Consider the following 14,578-nt stretch of genomic DNA (forward strand, 5'->3'; position numbering starts at 1 on the left):
GACGAGGGATTCTCAGGCGGTGACGCGCTTGTCGGTCCAGCGCGCGATGCGGGTTCCGCTCCACTGAGCGAAGGTGACCAGAGCGACCATGAGCACGCAGGCGAAGATCATGGTCTCGGTCTCATAGCGGTAGTAGCCGTAGCGGATGGCGAGGTCTCCGATCCCTCCGCCGCCGACCAGACCGACCATCGCCGAGTAGGAGATGAAGCTGACGGTGGTGATGGTGATCGAGCCGATGATCGCCGGCTTGGCGTCCACCAGCAGCACATTGCGGATGATCTGACCGCGGGTGGCCCCCATCGCGCGGGACGCCTCCACTGCTCCAGGCCCAAGCTGGGTGATGTTCTGCTCCACCAGGCGTGCGAAGTAGGGGATCGCGTTGATGGTCAGCGGAACGATCGCCGCCGCAGTACCCACCGAGGTGCCCACCAGCAGCCGAGTGAAGGGGATGATGGCGATCAGCAGGATCAGAAACGGGAAGGAGCGGACCATATTGACCACCCCGGAGACGATGGCGTGGCTCTTCGGCGTCGGGGAGATCCCGCCGGGGGCGTGGTTGTAGAGCCAGATTCCCAGCGGGGTGCCGAACAGCACGGCCAGCGGGATGGCCACTCCGATCATGGCGAAGGTCTCCAGCATCGCCACCTGGATCTCCGGCAGGCGTTGGATGATGGTCTCCCAGCTCACAGCCGGCCACCTCCCTGGACCGTGGTGAGGATCCGGTCCGGGGTCTCATGCGCGGACTCGCCCGGGCCGCCGGTCGCCGCCGTGGCCTCGGCCCGCTCCGCGGGGCTTTGGGTCTGCTCCGCGGCGCTGACGGTCTGCCTCGCAGGGCCGGACCGGTCCACTGTGATGCCTTCGGAGACCAGGTACCGGCCGATGGAGGTGGCCGGGGTGAACCCGGTGTCGCGCAGCCGATGCGCGGCGAACCGCTCCACCAACCGGCCATTCTCCATCACCGCCACGTCATCGGCGAGCGCCTTGATGACCTCCATCTCATGGGTGACCACCACCACCGTGATGCCGAACTCCCGGTTGACATCGGCCAGGTACTGCAGCACTCCGGCGGTGGTGAAAGGGTCCAGCGCGGAGGTGGGCTCATCGCAGAGCAGCACCTCCGGCTTGGTGGCCAGCGCCCGGGCGATGGCCACCCGCTGCTTCTGGCCTCCGGAGAGCTGGGCGGGGTAGCCGGAGGCTTTCTCGGAGATGTCCACGATCTCCAGGGCCTCGGCGGCACGGCGGCGTCGTGCCGCAGCGTCCCGGACGCCGGCGAACTTCAGGGAGAGTTCCACGTTCTGGGCCACGGTGAGGTTGTTGACCAGGTTGAAGCCCTGGAAGATCATTCCGATCTGGTGTCGGGCCTGCCGCAGCTGCTCACTGCTGAGGCTGGTCAGTTCGGTCTCACCGACCCACACCTGGCCCGAGGTGGGGCGCTGCAGCAGGTTGATATTGCGCAGCAGGGTGGACTTTCCTGCCCCGGAGAATCCGATGATGCCTTGGATGGATCCGCGGGGGATCTCCAGGGATACGTCGTCGACGGCGGTCACCGGCTCCTTGCCGCGGGCGGCGAAGGTGGTGGACACATGGCGCAGTGAAATCATGAGGCGTTCTCCATCGTTTCTGGCGTTAGCACCTTGCCAAGCGGCTGGTTGCTGCGACGTCATCGGGCCAGATCCCTCAGTCGCTCTGGATGGGTGATTGCTAGTGTTGCCCCTTCACCGTAAATGTTCAAGCCAGTGTGTTCAAAATGATCACGTCTGCGCGGACACACTTCGCAACTTTTGCCCCGCTGGGGCGGCCGGGCTTACCGTGGAGGGGTCCATCCCGAGCGGCCGAGAGACCTGGCTCTTCGACGCCGCAGCAACCCGGAGACTGCCGGGTGCTACCGCCAGGATCGATGGGAGTGTGTAACTGATGAGCGTATCCACCGCCGCGCCGCCGCAGCTGAGCTCTTTGGACCTGCGCGCCGCCTTCGCCCACGTCCCGCAGAGCGTGGTGCTGATCGGCGCCGAGATCGCCGGGGCCCCGGCCGGTCTGCTGGCCTCCACCTTCACCGTGGGTGTTTCGCTGGATCCGCCGCTTGCCACCGTGGCTGTCCAGCACAGCTCCCGCACCTGGCCGCAGCTGCGCGAGCATCCCGGGCATCTGGGTGTCTCTGTGCTCGGCGGGCACCAGGAGCATCTGCCCCGGCAGCTGGCCACCAAGGACTCTGTGGAGCGCTTCGCCGGGGTGGAGTATGAGACCAACGACGACGGCGCCCTGCTGCTTCCGGATTCGCCGCTGCGGCTGAGCACCCGGATCTATGACCAGTTTCCCGCCGGCGACCATGACGTGGTGGTCCTGGAGATCCTGGGCCTGAGCACCGACTCATCGCAGCCGGGGCTGGTCTTCCACCGCAGCGGGTTCACCCCGCTGGCTTCCCCTGAGGCGCAGACCACCGCTGAGCGTCCCTCCCAGGGCACGGCCGGCAGCGCCGCAGGTGCTTCCGGCGAGCTTCAGGCTCACCGCGCCGGCCGGAAGGCCTGAGCCACGGTGAGAAGCTCTGTCCTCACCTCGCAAACCCCTGCTGCCCAGCAGGAAACCCACCCGCTGCAGGCCGATGTGCACCGCTGGCCGGAGCCGATTCCGGGTGATGAGCCGGCGCGCCTAGCGTTCTGGGAGCGGGCCTCGCAGCTGCTGGACTGGGAGACCGCCAGCCATACGGTGCATGCCTGGACTCCTGCGGACCCGCAGGCGCGCCGCGGCCCGGAGATCCGCTGGTTCCTGGGCGGGCGGCTCAATGCCGCGGTCAACTGTGTGGACCGGCATGTGGCCGCCGGCCGCGGGGATGTGCCCGCCCTGCTCTTCGAAGGAGAGCCCGGAGACCGGCTGACGGTCAGCTACGCGGATCTGCAGCGCCGGGTCAGCCAGGCCGCCAATGCGCTGACGACCCTGGGGGTCGGCCCCGGAGACCGCGTGGTGATCTACCTGCCGGTGCTGGTGGAGACCATTGTGATCACCCTGGCCTGCGCTCGCATCGGCGCGGTCCACCAGCTGGTCTTCGGCGGGTTCTCCGCCGAGGCGCTGCGGTTCCGCATCGAAGACACCGGTGCGAAGCTGCTGGTCACCACCGACGGCCAGTTCCGCCGCGGCCAAGCAGTTGCAGTCAAAGCCGCCGCCGACGCCGCAGTCCAGGGGCTGACCACCGATGCCGGAGGCAGCCTGGAGCACGTGCTGGTCATCCGCCGCACCGGCTCGGCGATCAGCTGGAATGACCATGACCTCTGCGGCGATGGCCTGGGCCGGGATCTGTGGTGGCATGAGGTCGTGGACACCGCCTCCGCGCAGCACATCCCGGAGTTCTTCGACGCCGAGCACCCGCTGTTCATCATGTACACCTCCGGCACCACGGGCAAGCCCAAAGGCCTGGTGCACACCACCGGCGGATACCTCACCGGCGCGGTGTACAGCTATCTGCGGCTGTTCGCGCATCCGGATCCGGCCCAGCGCGACCAGGACGTCCACTGGTGCACCGCAGACTTGGCCTGGGTCACCGCCCAAACCTATGAGATCTACGGGCCGCTGGCGGCCGGGGCCACTCAGGTGATCTATGAGGGGGTGCCGAATGTGCCGCATCCGGGCCGGCACTTTGAGATCATCGCCCGCCACCGGGTCACCAGCTACTACACCGCCCCCACGCTGGTGCGCTCCCTGATGGGCTGGTTCCCCCAAGGGGTGCCGCAGGACTATGACCTCTCCAGCATCCGGCTGGCCGGCACCGTGGGTGAGGCGGTCAACCCGGAGGCCGCCGCATGGCTGCGCAGCCAGATCGGCCGGGACACCCGTGACAGCCGGGGCGCGCCGTCGCTGCCGCTGGTGGACACCTGGTGGCAGTCCGAATCCGGCTCCACGGTGCTCTCCCCGCGTCCGGAGGAGCAGTCCGTCCCGGGCAGTGTGGCCGGGCCGATGCCCGGCTGGGAGGTGGAGGTGGTCGACGACGCCGGCTGGCCGGTGCCTGCCGGGGTGCAGGGCAATGTGGTGATCACCGCCGTCGGGCCGTCGATGGCCCGCACCGTCTGGGGCGACCCGGAGCGGTTCTTCACCAGCTACTGGCAGAAATATGTCGCCCAGGGCTGGTTCTTAGCCGGGGACGCGGCCGTGCGTGACGCGCAGGGCAATATCTGGATCCGGGGACGGATTGATGAGGCCATCAATGTCTCCGGGCATCTGCTCTCCACCATTGAGATCGAATCCGCCCTGGTCAGTCACCCAGATGTGGTGGAGGCCGGGGTGGCCGCCGTCGCCGATGCCACCACCGGTCATGCCGCAGTCGCCTTCGTGGTGCTCAGCAGTGCCGCGGCCGAGCGGATTTCCGGCGATCCTGCGGCCGAGCGTGCCCTGGCCGGGGAGCTGCGCGCCCATGTGGGGCAGGTGATCGGCCCGGTGGCCAAGCCGCGGGAGGTCATCCCGGTCCCGGAGGTGCCCAAGACCCGGTCCGGGAAGATCATGCGCCGGCTGCTCAGCCAGCTGCACAGCGGTGAGCCGCTGGGCGATACCACCAGCCTGCAGAACGAACCCTGTGTGCCGCAGATCCGCCGGATCTGTGAAGCGCGCGGAACGATGAGAGAGGTGCCCACCCCGTGACCGCAGATCACCAGCCCACAGACCACCTGCCCGCCGGCTCAGCCACCGGCAATGGCCGCAGCCTGAAGGAGCGGACCCAGTTCGGCTTCCGCACCCGCGCACTGCACGCCGGCGCGGTGCCGGACACCGTCAACGGCACCCGGGCGGTGCCGATCCACCAGTCCACCTCCTTCGTGTTCAAGGACACCGCCGATGCGGCCAACCTGTTCGCGCTGCAGAAGTACGGCAATATCTACTCCCGGATCGGCAACCCGACCGTCGCCGCCCTGGAGGAGCGCCTGGCCTCCCTGGAGGGCGGCATCGGCGCGGTGGCCACCGCCTCCGGGATGAGCGCGGAGTTCTTAGTCTTCGCCGCCCTCTGCGAGCAGGGCGACCATATTGTGGCCAGTTCCAAGCTCTACGGCGGTACGGTCACCCAGCTGGACGTCTCGCTGCGTCGGTTCGGGATCGAGACCACCTTCGTCGACTCCGATGAGGCCGCCGACTTCGAGGCTGCACTGCAGGAGAACACCAAGCTGATCTTCACCGAGGCGGTGACCAACCCCAGCTCCGACGTCGTGGATCTGCCCGGCCTGGGTGAGGTGGCCCGCAGTCACGGAATCCCGCTGGTGGTGGACTCCACCCTGACCACGCCGTTCCTGTTCCGGCCGCTGGAGCACGGAGCGGATATCGTCACCCATTCGGTGACCAAGTTCCTCGGCGGCCACGGCACCACCCTGGGCGGGGTGATTGTGGAGTCCGGACGGTTCCCGTGGGACAACGGGAAGTTCCCGCAGATGACCGAGCCGGTGGCCTCCTACGGCGGGCTGTCCTGGTGGGGGAACTTCGGCGAGTACGGCTTCCTGACCAAGATCCGGGCTGAGCAGCTGCGCGATTTCGGCCCGTCGCTGACTCCGCAGGCCGCTTTCCAGCTGATCCAGGGTGTGGAGACTCTGCCGCAGCGGATGGTCGAGCATACGGCCAATGCCCAGAAGGTGGCCGAATGGCTGGAGGCCGATCCCCGAGTGGAGTATGTGAACTTCGCCGGCCTGCCCAGTCACCGCCATCACGCCCGGGCTCAGCAGCTGCTGCCCGAGGGCGTCAGCCCGGTGTTCAGCTTCGGGGTCGCCGGCGGCCGGGAGACCGGTGCGCGGTTCATCGAGTCGCTGCAGCTGGCCAGTCACCTGGCCAATGTGGGAGATGCACGGACCCTGATCCTGCATCCAGCCTCCACCACGCACCAGCAGCTCTCGGCCGAGCAGCTGGCCGCCGGAGGCATCGGCGAGGATCTGGTGCGGATTTCCGTGGGCCTGGAGGACGTTGAGGACATTATCTGGGACCTGGACCAGGCCCTGGAGGCGGCCACCGGAGCGCACCGGTGAGCCGGCGGGGATCCCAGGCAGCGCAGAAGCAGGCGGCAGGAAGCGAGCAGAGGATGAGCACCCAGACACAGGCAGAGGCCACCGAAGCCCACCCCCACGGGATCTGGGCCGAGCCCAGTCCGGCGCAGCGGTTGCAGCTGCTGCGCAGCGCAGAGTCGGTGGCGATCATCGGGATGAGCGATAACCCCTCCCGGTCCAGCTACTTTGTGGCGACCTATCTGAAGGCGGACTCCACCTACCGGCTCTACTGGGTCAATCCGCGCCTGGTCGGCAAGACCGTGCTCGGCGAGCCCGGATACGCCTCGCTGCAGGACCTTCCGGAAGCCCCGGACATTGTGGTGGCCTTCCGGCGGCCGGAGGATCTTCCCGGACTGGCGGAGGAGGCTGCGGCTGCGGGTGCGAAGACGCTGTGGGCGCAGCTGGGCATCGAGTCGCCCGAGGCGATGCAGAAGGCCACCGACTTGGGGCTGAACGCGGTGCACAACCGGTGCATCAAGATCGAGCATGGCCGGTTCCACGGGAACCTGCACCTGGGTGGGTTCGACACTGGGGTGATCTCGGCCAAGCGTCAGCTGCGCGACGCCTGAACCGCCCGGCCTGCTACCAGGTTGGTATCATGGTGGTATGGCTATGACTTTGCGTCTGCCCGAGGAGCTGGATCGGCGGCTCGATGAACTTGCTGCTCAGCGGCATACCTCGAAGCACTCTCTGGTCCTGCAGGCTGTTGAGGAGCTTGTCCGCGCCCAGGACGCCCAGGAGAAGATCGACCGGGCGGTGGACTATACGTTTGAACGCTACGGCGACGTGGTGGACCGACTCGCTGACGCCTGATGCAGCGCATCACGCTGGCTCAAGCACTCGGCGTCATCGACAGGCTGGGCTTCTATGTGCGCGACGAGGGACTTCTGGAGTCCGCGTTGGCTCGTCCGGCCGCCTCAGTCTTCGGCCGCCCCGCATACGCCTCACTCCCCTTAGCCGCCGCCGCTCAGACTGAGTCGCTGGCCCGGAACCACCCGCTGCTCGACGGCAACAAGCGGACCGCCTTCTTTCTGCTGAACGTCTTTCTGTCGCTCAACGATGCCCGGCTGGAGGCCAGCGACGACGAGTTGTTCACCTATATCGTCGACGTCGCCCGAGGGACGTTGGACTTAGACGGCTCGGCTGAGTTCCTCCGCGGCCACCTCACTGCCTGGTAGACCTACCGACGCCGACGAGGAGTGCCCCGCTCGGTGCCTCCGGCTTCGGCCACCCGCAACGCCCACGCGCGCCGACCCGCACACCTGCAAGCTGGAAACCAGCTGAAAAACCTTGCAGAAACCTGAATGCCCCAGATATTCTGAACTGTGGCGAGTGCCATTCTCAGCTCGGGGAGGCATTCCCGGTACTACGCGTCCGCCGGGCGCCGCGGCAGCGCACCCAGCTGGCCGCCTCCTCATGCAGATCACGGCTGACTTCCAGCCACTCTCGAAAGAAGCATCTATGACTCAGCACCCCGCTCCCGCTGCATCCTCCACCGACCGCCGCCGCAAAGTTCAGGCCGTTCTGGCCGGCGGTGTGGTCCTCGGCATCGGCGCTGCCGTGACCCTGGCTGCGTGGAATGACTCCGAATTCGCCTTCGGCACCTTCGGATCGGCCTCATTCAATCTGGAGGGCTCCACCGACGGCACAACCTATGCGGACAACGACTCCGAAGGTGCCGCCGCCGAACTGGAGTTTTCAGCAGAGAACGTGATCCCCGGCGAGACCCTCTACGCCCCCTTCTGGGTTCGTCTGGACGAGGCGACCACGGTGGACGGCACGATCGAGGCCGAGGACGGTATTGAGATCGTCGCTTCCGAGGGCGCCAACGTGGATTTTCTGTCCTACTCCGTCTACGCCGACCCGGCCAGCTGCGATGCTGAAGGCGTCGCCGACGGCACCCCGGTAGCCTCGGGCGCCGATCTCTCCGCGGGCGTGGGCTCCGAGCAGACCCTGAACCTCACTGCAGGCGACGGCGCCGCCGGCACCCCCATTCAGCTGTGCTTCGTGGTGCAGGCTAATGAGACAGAGCTGCAGCAGGGAGAGCCGGCCAGCGCCACGTGGCAGGTCCTCGCCACTTCGCTTGAGGGCTGATGACACGGCACCCGAACCGTCCATCACCACCGTCCAGCACTCGCTCGTCCCTGTGGCTGCGCAGGGTCCGCGCACTGCTGGCCGCGGGGGTGGTGCTGGGCGTGGGCGCCACAGTGACGATGGCGGCATGGAATGACTCCGAGTACGCCACCGGCACCGTCACCGCGGGGACCTTCGCGCTGGAGGGCTCAGTCGACGGCGCCACGTTCACAGCCACTGACGCCTCCAACCCCCATTCCTTGGGCTTCTCGCCTGGCGCTGACCTGATTCCTGGCTCCACCAGTTACGCGCTGTTCAGCGTGCGCACCCAGGAAGGTTCCACCGGCGGCAGCGTCCAGGTGCTGGCCGATGACGGCAATACTGGCGGGCTGAACCAGCACCTGACCTATGGTCTGCGCACCATCGGGGGCACCACCTGCAACGCCACCACCTTTGAGGCGGGCACTGCGGTGGTGCAGCGCGGCTCGGCAATGACCGCTGACGCCCCATCCAGCCAGCCGGTAGCGGCCGACCAGGGATCCACTGTGAACTACTGCCTGGAGCTCACCCTGAACAGTGACGCCCCCAATGACGCCCAGGGAGCCACGGCCTCCCCGGGCTGGCAGTTCCTAGGCACCAGCTCAAGCGAGTGAGTTCTGTGACTGCCCGTATCCGGCACTGGATCACAGAGGTGCTGCTGTGGATCCTCGCAGTCAGCGGGCTTGCCGCCATCGTGATGGTCATCTGCGCCTACGTGTTCAATGTGTCCATCATCCTGTTCCGCACCGGATCCATGGAGCCGACTATCCCGGCCGGCTCGGCCGCGCTGGTCCAGGAGATCCCGGCCTCCGAAGTGGAGGTGGGCGATGTCCTCACTGTGGACCGGCCGGGTCAGCTGCCGGTGACCCACCGCGTCACCTCCGTCGAACCGGGCGACGGGCCGCAGGAGCGCATCATTACGATGCAGGGCGACGCCAACGACTCGGAGGACCCGTATCCCTACACGATCACGGAGGGGCGCGTGCTGCTGGCCTCCGTTCCGGGGCTGGCCCAGCCGCTGCACCAGATGAACAACCCCTACGTCCTCGGCGGGCTGACCCTGGGCGCTTCGCTGCTGGTGGGCTGGGCATTCTGGCCCCGCAGCCGGGACACCGACGACGACGCCGCAGCCGACTCTCAGGAACCCACGGCAACGGAATCTACCCTAACCGATGAGCACAGGCCTCGCCACGGTACACGGCGAGCCGCCGGTGTCTCGCTGATCGCTGTGCCGGTCGTCTCGGCACTGGTTGTTGCCGCACCGGCAGAGCCCGCGCAGGCGGCGCCGGACCAGGAGCTGGTGCAGGAGACCCGCAGCTCGCAGCACATCACGCTGACCTCGGTGTATGACCCGGGCTCTCGGCAGAACCTGGCACCGGGGGCTGTGTCGGTGTGGGATATCGGGGTCGCTTTCGACACACCTACGCGCGGTGATGCCCGGGTGGGTCTGAGCTCTGCCGGGCATCTGCCTCTGCAGGTGACGGTCCGCCGCTGCGCTGTCGAGTGGAGCACTCCCCCAGGGTCAACTTCCACAGAACCGACTGACTGCCCCGGGGGTGCTGCCGCTGCGGTGGCAGACTATGTGGTCTCTCCGGAGGAGGAGATCGCATGGATCGATGAGTTCTCCACCGACGTCGAACCGTGGCTGCGCCTGGATATCCAGCTCCCCGATGACGACCAAGCGCTCCAGGACAGTGAAGCGCAGCTGAGTATCCACGTCGGGGCCCGGGAGGACGAGGCCTCAATCGGAGCAGACGTCCCGGGGGCCGATGCGTCTCAGGAGGACGACGGCCCCTCCGCCGGCGAGACCTCTCCGACCGGAGAAGCCGCGAGCGCCGATTCCTCAGCCGTCGCTGGTTCCGGGACTGCTGAGCGGGAGGAGCAGGCACTGGCCCGCACCGGCGTCTCGGTGCTGGCGCTGCTAGTGGCCGCCCTGGCCTCCATGCTGCTGGGCCGCTGGATGATGAAGAGGGCGGGGTGAGACCCCATGGTGCACATCCGCCGAGCTGACCGGCGACGCCGTGCTTCAAGGCGACGCGCCATTGCAGGCGCCGCCGTAGTGATGGCAGCTCTGACGGTGAGCGCCTCACCTGGAGCAGACGAGATAGTGGATACCACCGAGGCCGCATGGCAGGTTCAGCAACCTGCCGCCGGATCGGTCACCGCGGCTACGATCCCCTCTCCTGTTCTGACCAGCCAATGCCGGTACAGGTCGGGCCTCCTCGGCCTGGGGGCGCGTGTGGAGATCTACTGGGCCGCCCCGGAGGGCTACACGGTGGAAGACGCTGAAGTCTTCGCTTCCACTGAGGGTCTCGGATCGGTTCTCGCGCCGCTGACGGGATTCAATGTCGAGGATGAGACCACTGGCAGTCCAACCAACTACACCACGCAGATAAAGTCCAATCTGCTGGGGGGCTTGTTAGGACTGGGCTCTGAACTAGAAGTGGCCATTGTCATGTCCCGCCACGGGTGGACCTCGGAACCTGCCTCCATCGCCAGCAATGCTGGGCTCATTGTTGGCATTGGTGGGAATTGCCGCAACCTCTCGTGAGACGGCGTCGCGCGTCTCACCGCCAACTTCGTCGGGCGAGGTGGACCATGCGTTCGAGTCGTCGGTAGCTGCGGTCGCGGATGAAGATCGCGTCCACCGCAATCATCGTCAGGGAGAACCACGGCAGGCCCATCAGCAGGCCGATCGCGCAGTGGAAGGACAGGATCCCCAGCAGCGCGATGATCCGCGTCGCCCGGTTGAACAGCAGGAACGGGAAGGCGATCTGGAACAGCAGGGATCCCCAGGTCAGCGCCACCACCAGCGGGCCCCAGGCAGTCAGCAGGTCGGAGAGCACCGGCCAGGTGCCGAAGTGGGCGGTCTGCAGCGGGTTGTAGATGGCGAAGCCGTACTTCCACGCGTCGCCCCCTGCCTTGTACAGGCCGCCGGAGACGTAGATCGCGCAGACTTGGAACGCCAGCACCACCAGCGCCAGGTTGTGCGCGGTGATCAGGACCCACGGCGCTCGCTTCTCCAGCCATGAGGGCTTATTGCCGCGCTTTTCACGTCGTCGTGCGTCCAGGGACCATCGCATGGAGCTGTTGGTGAACAGCATGGCCAGCAGGAACATGCGGTAGGCGTTGTCGCCTTGGTCGCCGACAGCGTCGTTGGTTTCGATGAAGCTGACCCACAGCACCAGGTAGATCGGCAGCACAATGCGGGTGCGCCAGCCCAGCAGCACCAGGACCGCGATGATTCCCAGCAGGATATAGGCAGTGGTGAACAGCCCTGGGTGCGGGAGGAGTCGGTGGAACAGGGAGAACAGCCAGATCTGTGGGAAGTCGCTGACCGGTTCTGCCAGCTCGCCGCGCCAGGCTCCTCCGACGCCGAATACGTAGTGGCGTGCGCGGAAGTTCGTCAGCAGCAGGCCGATACCGGTGATGGCCAGCACGATGCGGGTCACCGCGATGCCGTAGGTGGCTTTGTAGCTGCCGGTCAGCTGCTCTTCGAAGCGTCCGAAGAGGTCGTTGAGCCGGGCTGCCTGCCGTTTGGCGCCGGCCACCACCACGGGGACCAGCGCTTCTTCAGCGGCTGGCTTAGTGGGGACTTCGGTGTCTTCGGCGATGTCCTTCTCCGGCGCGGACGTCCGCTTGGCGGTCTTCTTACTCATCGGTCTGGCACACCTCCAGCGGAGCCGAGCAGAAGTAGGAGGCGAATTCCTCCTGGGACTGCATGTTTTCGACGACGAGGCCTCGCCATCCCAGCGGCACCGGCTGGATGGCGGGCCGTTCCGCGTTGCGGTTGTTCCGCTGGTGGAACGGCACCACGTTTTGGCGGGCAACCTGATATTGGACCCGGACGACGTCGTCTCCCCAGATTGCGAGGGCCACTTGGGTTGCATAGGCGGTAGCTCGCTGTTCTGCCTCCAGATACTCCAGCAGCTGCTCTTCGTTCTCGGTGACCTCCAGCAGCGTCTCGGTCATGCGCTCGTCCCAGTCCTCTTTGAAGTAGTTCAGCCCCACAATCTCCTGCTCTGCTTCGCTGAGGCTCTCCCATTCGCCTTTCAGCGTGGAGGCTTGGGAGTTGGCCAGCTTGGCCGCCCGTGGCGGGAAGGGCCTGTATGTGGCCAGGGATTGCTCCACGTCTGTGGCCCGAATCCACTCGGTCACTTCGACCTCGCCGTCGGTTTCGACGACGGCACGGACGTCGAAGTAGTAGTCACCGTTGATCGGTTCTGGCGCGAAGACGCTCCATGACTGTCCGAACATCGGGATCATGTACTCCTGCAGCGCGTCGCCGGGGACCACCTCCCGCAGTGCGGAAGGTGGAGCTATCCAGAGGAAGGAGGCGAAGAGGTGCCAGATGGTCACCAGGGCGGCTGCGCTGATGGCCAGCCGTTTGATGACTTGCCTCTTGCCGGTGGGCCGGTCCTTGGTCATGATGCAGTTCCTCAGTAAGGGTGGGGTGGAAGCGCGGAAGGGGTCCGGGCGCGGTGCGCCCGGACCCCTATCACATAGTCGAGCTCACGCCCGAACTATGCACCGCTCATCAATCAGCTGCCCACTTAGTGGGTGCTGGCTGCACGGCGCCGCTTGGCATACACCAGCGCACCCGAGCCCAGCAGCAACAGCAGCAGGCCCAGCACAGTCAATGCCACGATGTTACCGGCACCAGTAGTAGCCAGATCATCATCGTCAGCATCGCCTGCAGCACCAGCACCGGCCACGACCTCAAATCCAATGGACTGATCATCGTAGCCCTCAGCGGTCAGCGAGAACGTATGGTCATCAATCAGAGCCTCATCCGGGATCTCCCATGTGAAGACCACAGTGCCGTTCTCATCAGCAACCTGGACACCCAGATCAATCGTCGGCTCACTGTTCATGAACCCACGCACCTCAGTGCCCGGCTCATAACCATAGCCATACCCGATCTGAGTCTCACCACGGCGGATGACCTCGTGCTCAATATCGATGTCGATCTCACCAGCCTCCACATCCGGGGCCGGATCCACCACCACCAGTGACGCCGAAGCAGACACCTCCGGATCCTCATCATCGGTGGCAGTGACAGTCAGGCTGCCAGGCTCAGTACCCTCAGGCACAGTCCACTCCACCTCGAAAGAACCATCCTGGTCCACCTCGACACCCTCAATGGTGTCGATGACGTTGCCATCCTCATCCGTGATCTCCACAGTGACCGTCGAATCAGGGGTGAAGCCCTCACCACTAACAGTCACCTCATCACCAGGAGTCGCCTGATCCGGCTCCACCGACAACGACGGCTCGCTTACACCATCGTCATCGCCAGTGCCATCAGCAGCACCATCAGACTCCGCAGCAGCAGCCGCTGCGGCATCCGCTTCTTCGTTGCCATCCGCGTCAGCGGCGGCAGTCGCCGAGGCAGAAGCCGAGGCATTAGAGGTGGCCGCGGCAGAACCGGCAGCTGCTGCGTTGCCCTCAGCCGCTGCGCTGGCCTCTGCGTTGGTGTCATCCGAGGCGTCAGCCTGAGCGGCAGCCTGGGCAGCCGCAGTCGCCGAAGCGTTGGCGTCCTCACTCACATCGGCCGAAGCGTCAGCAGAGGCTTCCTCGTTAGCGGCAGCTTCAGCAGCGGCCGTCGCGTCAGCATCGGCAGCAGCGGAAGCGGCATCGGTGGCATCAGCCTGAGCCGCAGCAACTGCGGCAGCGGTAGCCGCCGGGTCACCATCAGCCGCAGCATCCGCCGACGCCGCAGCCGAAGCAGCAGCGTTCGCGTTCTCATCCGCTTCCGCCTCGTCGGTGCCGGTCTCGTCACCCTCGGGGTCAGCAGCGGCCTCGTCGGTGCCGGTCTCATCGCCTTCGGGGTCGGCAGTGGCTGTGCCGGTATCATCGCCGTCTGCCTCAGCAGCGGCGTCAGCCGAAGCCGCAGCGGAGGAGTCAGCAGTGGCGGCGGCCGAGGCGGCAGCTGCCGCATTCGCATCCGCCGCAGCGGTAGCGTCTGCGTTGGTTTCATCGGAGGCGTCAGCCTGTGCGGCGGCCTCAGCAGCTGTCGTGGCAGCAGCGTTGGCGTCCTCGCTCACATCAGCCGAAGCCTCGGAGGAGGCTTCCTCGTTAGCGGCAGCCTCAGCAGCGGCCGTAGCGTCAGCTTCCGCAGCAGCGGAAGCGGCATCAGTGGCATCAGCCTGGGCCGCAGCTTCCGCAGCAGCCTCAGCCGCCGGGTTACCGTCAGCATCAGCATCAGCCGACGCAGCAGCGGAGGCCGCCGCATTCGCGTTCTCGTCCGCGTCCGGGTCAGCAGCGTCATCCGCGTCTGCGTCAGTCTCCTCGGTCGCATCAGCATCAGCCTCAGCATCCGGGTCCGCCGCAGCATCCGCGTCAGCGTCAGTCTCCTCGGTCGCATCAGCATCAGCCTCAGCATCCGGGTCCACCGCAGCATCCGCGTCAGCGTCAGTCTCCTCGGTCGCATCAGCATCAGCCTCAGCATCCGGGTCCACCGC

General features: G+C 66.5%; 15 protein-coding genes and 2 riboswitches. Of the genes, 10 read left to right on the forward strand and 5 right to left on the reverse strand.

The annotated features are described in order from the left end of the window. Positions 1 to 12: 12 nt before the first annotated feature. Together Q1K09_RS10390 and Q1K09_RS10395 are read right to left on the reverse strand one after the other, a co-directional pair. Positions 13 to 687, reverse strand: coding sequence for a methionine ABC transporter permease (locus Q1K09_RS10390; RefSeq protein ID WP_300345357.1), 675 nt, complete (start codon positions 685 to 687; stop codon positions 13 to 15). Beyond that, positions 684 to 1,601, reverse strand: coding sequence for an ATP-binding cassette domain-containing protein (locus tag Q1K09_RS10395; RefSeq protein ID WP_300345358.1), 918 nt, complete (start codon positions 1,599 to 1,601; stop codon positions 684 to 686). Before Q1K09_RS10395 ends, Q1K09_RS10390 begins: the two co-directional genes overlap by 4 nt. Positions 1,602 to 1,608: 7 nt before the next feature. After that, a riboswitch (SAM riboswitch) is annotated at positions 1,609 to 1,697 on the reverse strand. 119 nt (positions 1,698 to 1,816) lie between these two features. Next, positions 1,817 to 1,904: riboswitch (SAM riboswitch) on the forward strand. Between the two features lie 10 nt (positions 1,905 to 1,914). Here Q1K09_RS10395 and Q1K09_RS10400 point away from each other — a divergent pair. From Q1K09_RS10400 to Q1K09_RS10445, 10 genes are all read left to right on the forward strand, one after another. Next, entirely contained in the window at positions 1,915 to 2,526 is a 612-nt protein-coding gene (locus tag Q1K09_RS10400; protein ID WP_300345359.1) for a flavin reductase family protein, read from the forward strand. A gap of 75 nt (positions 2,527 to 2,601) precedes the next feature. Continuing rightward, complete coding sequence (locus Q1K09_RS10405) at positions 2,602 to 4,623, forward strand: acetate--CoA ligase (protein WP_300345370.1); 2,022 nt, start codon at positions 2,602 to 2,604, stop codon at positions 4,621 to 4,623. Between the two features lie 62 nt (positions 4,624 to 4,685). Continuing rightward, positions 4,686 to 5,984, forward strand: a complete 1,299-nt coding sequence (locus tag Q1K09_RS10410) for an O-acetylhomoserine aminocarboxypropyltransferase/cysteine synthase family protein (protein ID WP_300345371.1) — start codon at positions 4,686 to 4,688, stop codon at positions 5,982 to 5,984. A gap of 53 nt (positions 5,985 to 6,037) precedes the next feature. Further along, positions 6,038 to 6,571 carry a CoA-binding protein gene (locus Q1K09_RS10415; protein WP_300345360.1) on the forward strand — a complete coding sequence of 178 codons (534 nt, stop codon included), beginning with the start codon at positions 6,038 to 6,040 and terminating at the stop codon, positions 6,569 to 6,571. A gap of 37 nt (positions 6,572 to 6,608) precedes the next feature. Next, positions 6,609 to 6,815: a ribbon-helix-helix protein, CopG family gene (locus Q1K09_RS10420; protein WP_300345361.1), complete on the forward strand. Its 207-nt coding sequence runs from the start codon at positions 6,609 to 6,611 to the stop codon at positions 6,813 to 6,815. Further along, entirely contained in the window at positions 6,815 to 7,180 is a 366-nt protein-coding gene (locus tag Q1K09_RS10425; RefSeq protein ID WP_300345362.1) for a type II toxin-antitoxin system death-on-curing family toxin, read from the forward strand. Before Q1K09_RS10420 ends, Q1K09_RS10425 begins: the two co-directional genes overlap by 1 nt. 283 nt (positions 7,181 to 7,463) lie before the next feature. Beyond that, complete coding sequence (locus tag Q1K09_RS10430) at positions 7,464 to 8,096, forward strand: SipW-dependent-type signal peptide-containing protein (RefSeq protein ID WP_300345363.1); 633 nt, start codon at positions 7,464 to 7,466, stop codon at positions 8,094 to 8,096. Continuing rightward, entirely contained in the window at positions 8,096 to 8,728 is a 633-nt protein-coding gene (locus Q1K09_RS10435; RefSeq protein ID WP_300345364.1) for a SipW-dependent-type signal peptide-containing protein, read from the forward strand. Before Q1K09_RS10430 ends, Q1K09_RS10435 begins: the two co-directional genes overlap by 1 nt. 5 nt (positions 8,729 to 8,733) lie before the next feature. Next, positions 8,734 to 10,095 carry a signal peptidase I gene (locus Q1K09_RS10440; RefSeq protein WP_300345365.1) on the forward strand — a complete coding sequence of 454 codons (1,362 nt, stop codon included), beginning with the start codon at positions 8,734 to 8,736 and terminating at the stop codon, positions 10,093 to 10,095. Between the two features lie 126 nt (positions 10,096 to 10,221). After that, positions 10,222 to 10,665 carry a hypothetical protein gene (locus Q1K09_RS10445; protein ID WP_300345366.1) on the forward strand — a complete coding sequence of 148 codons (444 nt, stop codon included), beginning with the start codon at positions 10,222 to 10,224 and terminating at the stop codon, positions 10,663 to 10,665. Positions 10,666 to 10,681: 16 nt separating this feature from the next. Here Q1K09_RS10445 and Q1K09_RS10450 read toward each other — a convergent pair whose 3' ends face one another. From Q1K09_RS10450 to Q1K09_RS10460, 3 genes are all read right to left on the reverse strand, one after another. Next, positions 10,682 to 11,773, reverse strand: coding sequence for an HTTM domain-containing protein (locus Q1K09_RS10450; protein ID WP_300345367.1), 1,092 nt, complete (start codon positions 11,771 to 11,773; stop codon positions 10,682 to 10,684). After that, entirely contained in the window at positions 11,766 to 12,542 is a 777-nt protein-coding gene (locus Q1K09_RS10455; protein WP_300345368.1) for a DUF5819 family protein, read from the reverse strand. The genes Q1K09_RS10450 and Q1K09_RS10455 overlap by 8 nt, the downstream gene beginning before the upstream one ends. A gap of 125 nt (positions 12,543 to 12,667) precedes the next feature. After that, positions 12,668 to 14,578 (reverse strand): LPXTG cell wall anchor domain-containing protein (locus Q1K09_RS10460; RefSeq protein WP_300345369.1); only part of this gene is annotated, 1,911 nt, incomplete at its 5' end.

It is taken from the genome of Nesterenkonia sp. (assembly GCF_029265375.1).
Taxonomy (GTDB): domain Bacteria; phylum Actinomycetota; class Actinomycetes; order Actinomycetales; family Micrococcaceae; genus Nesterenkonia.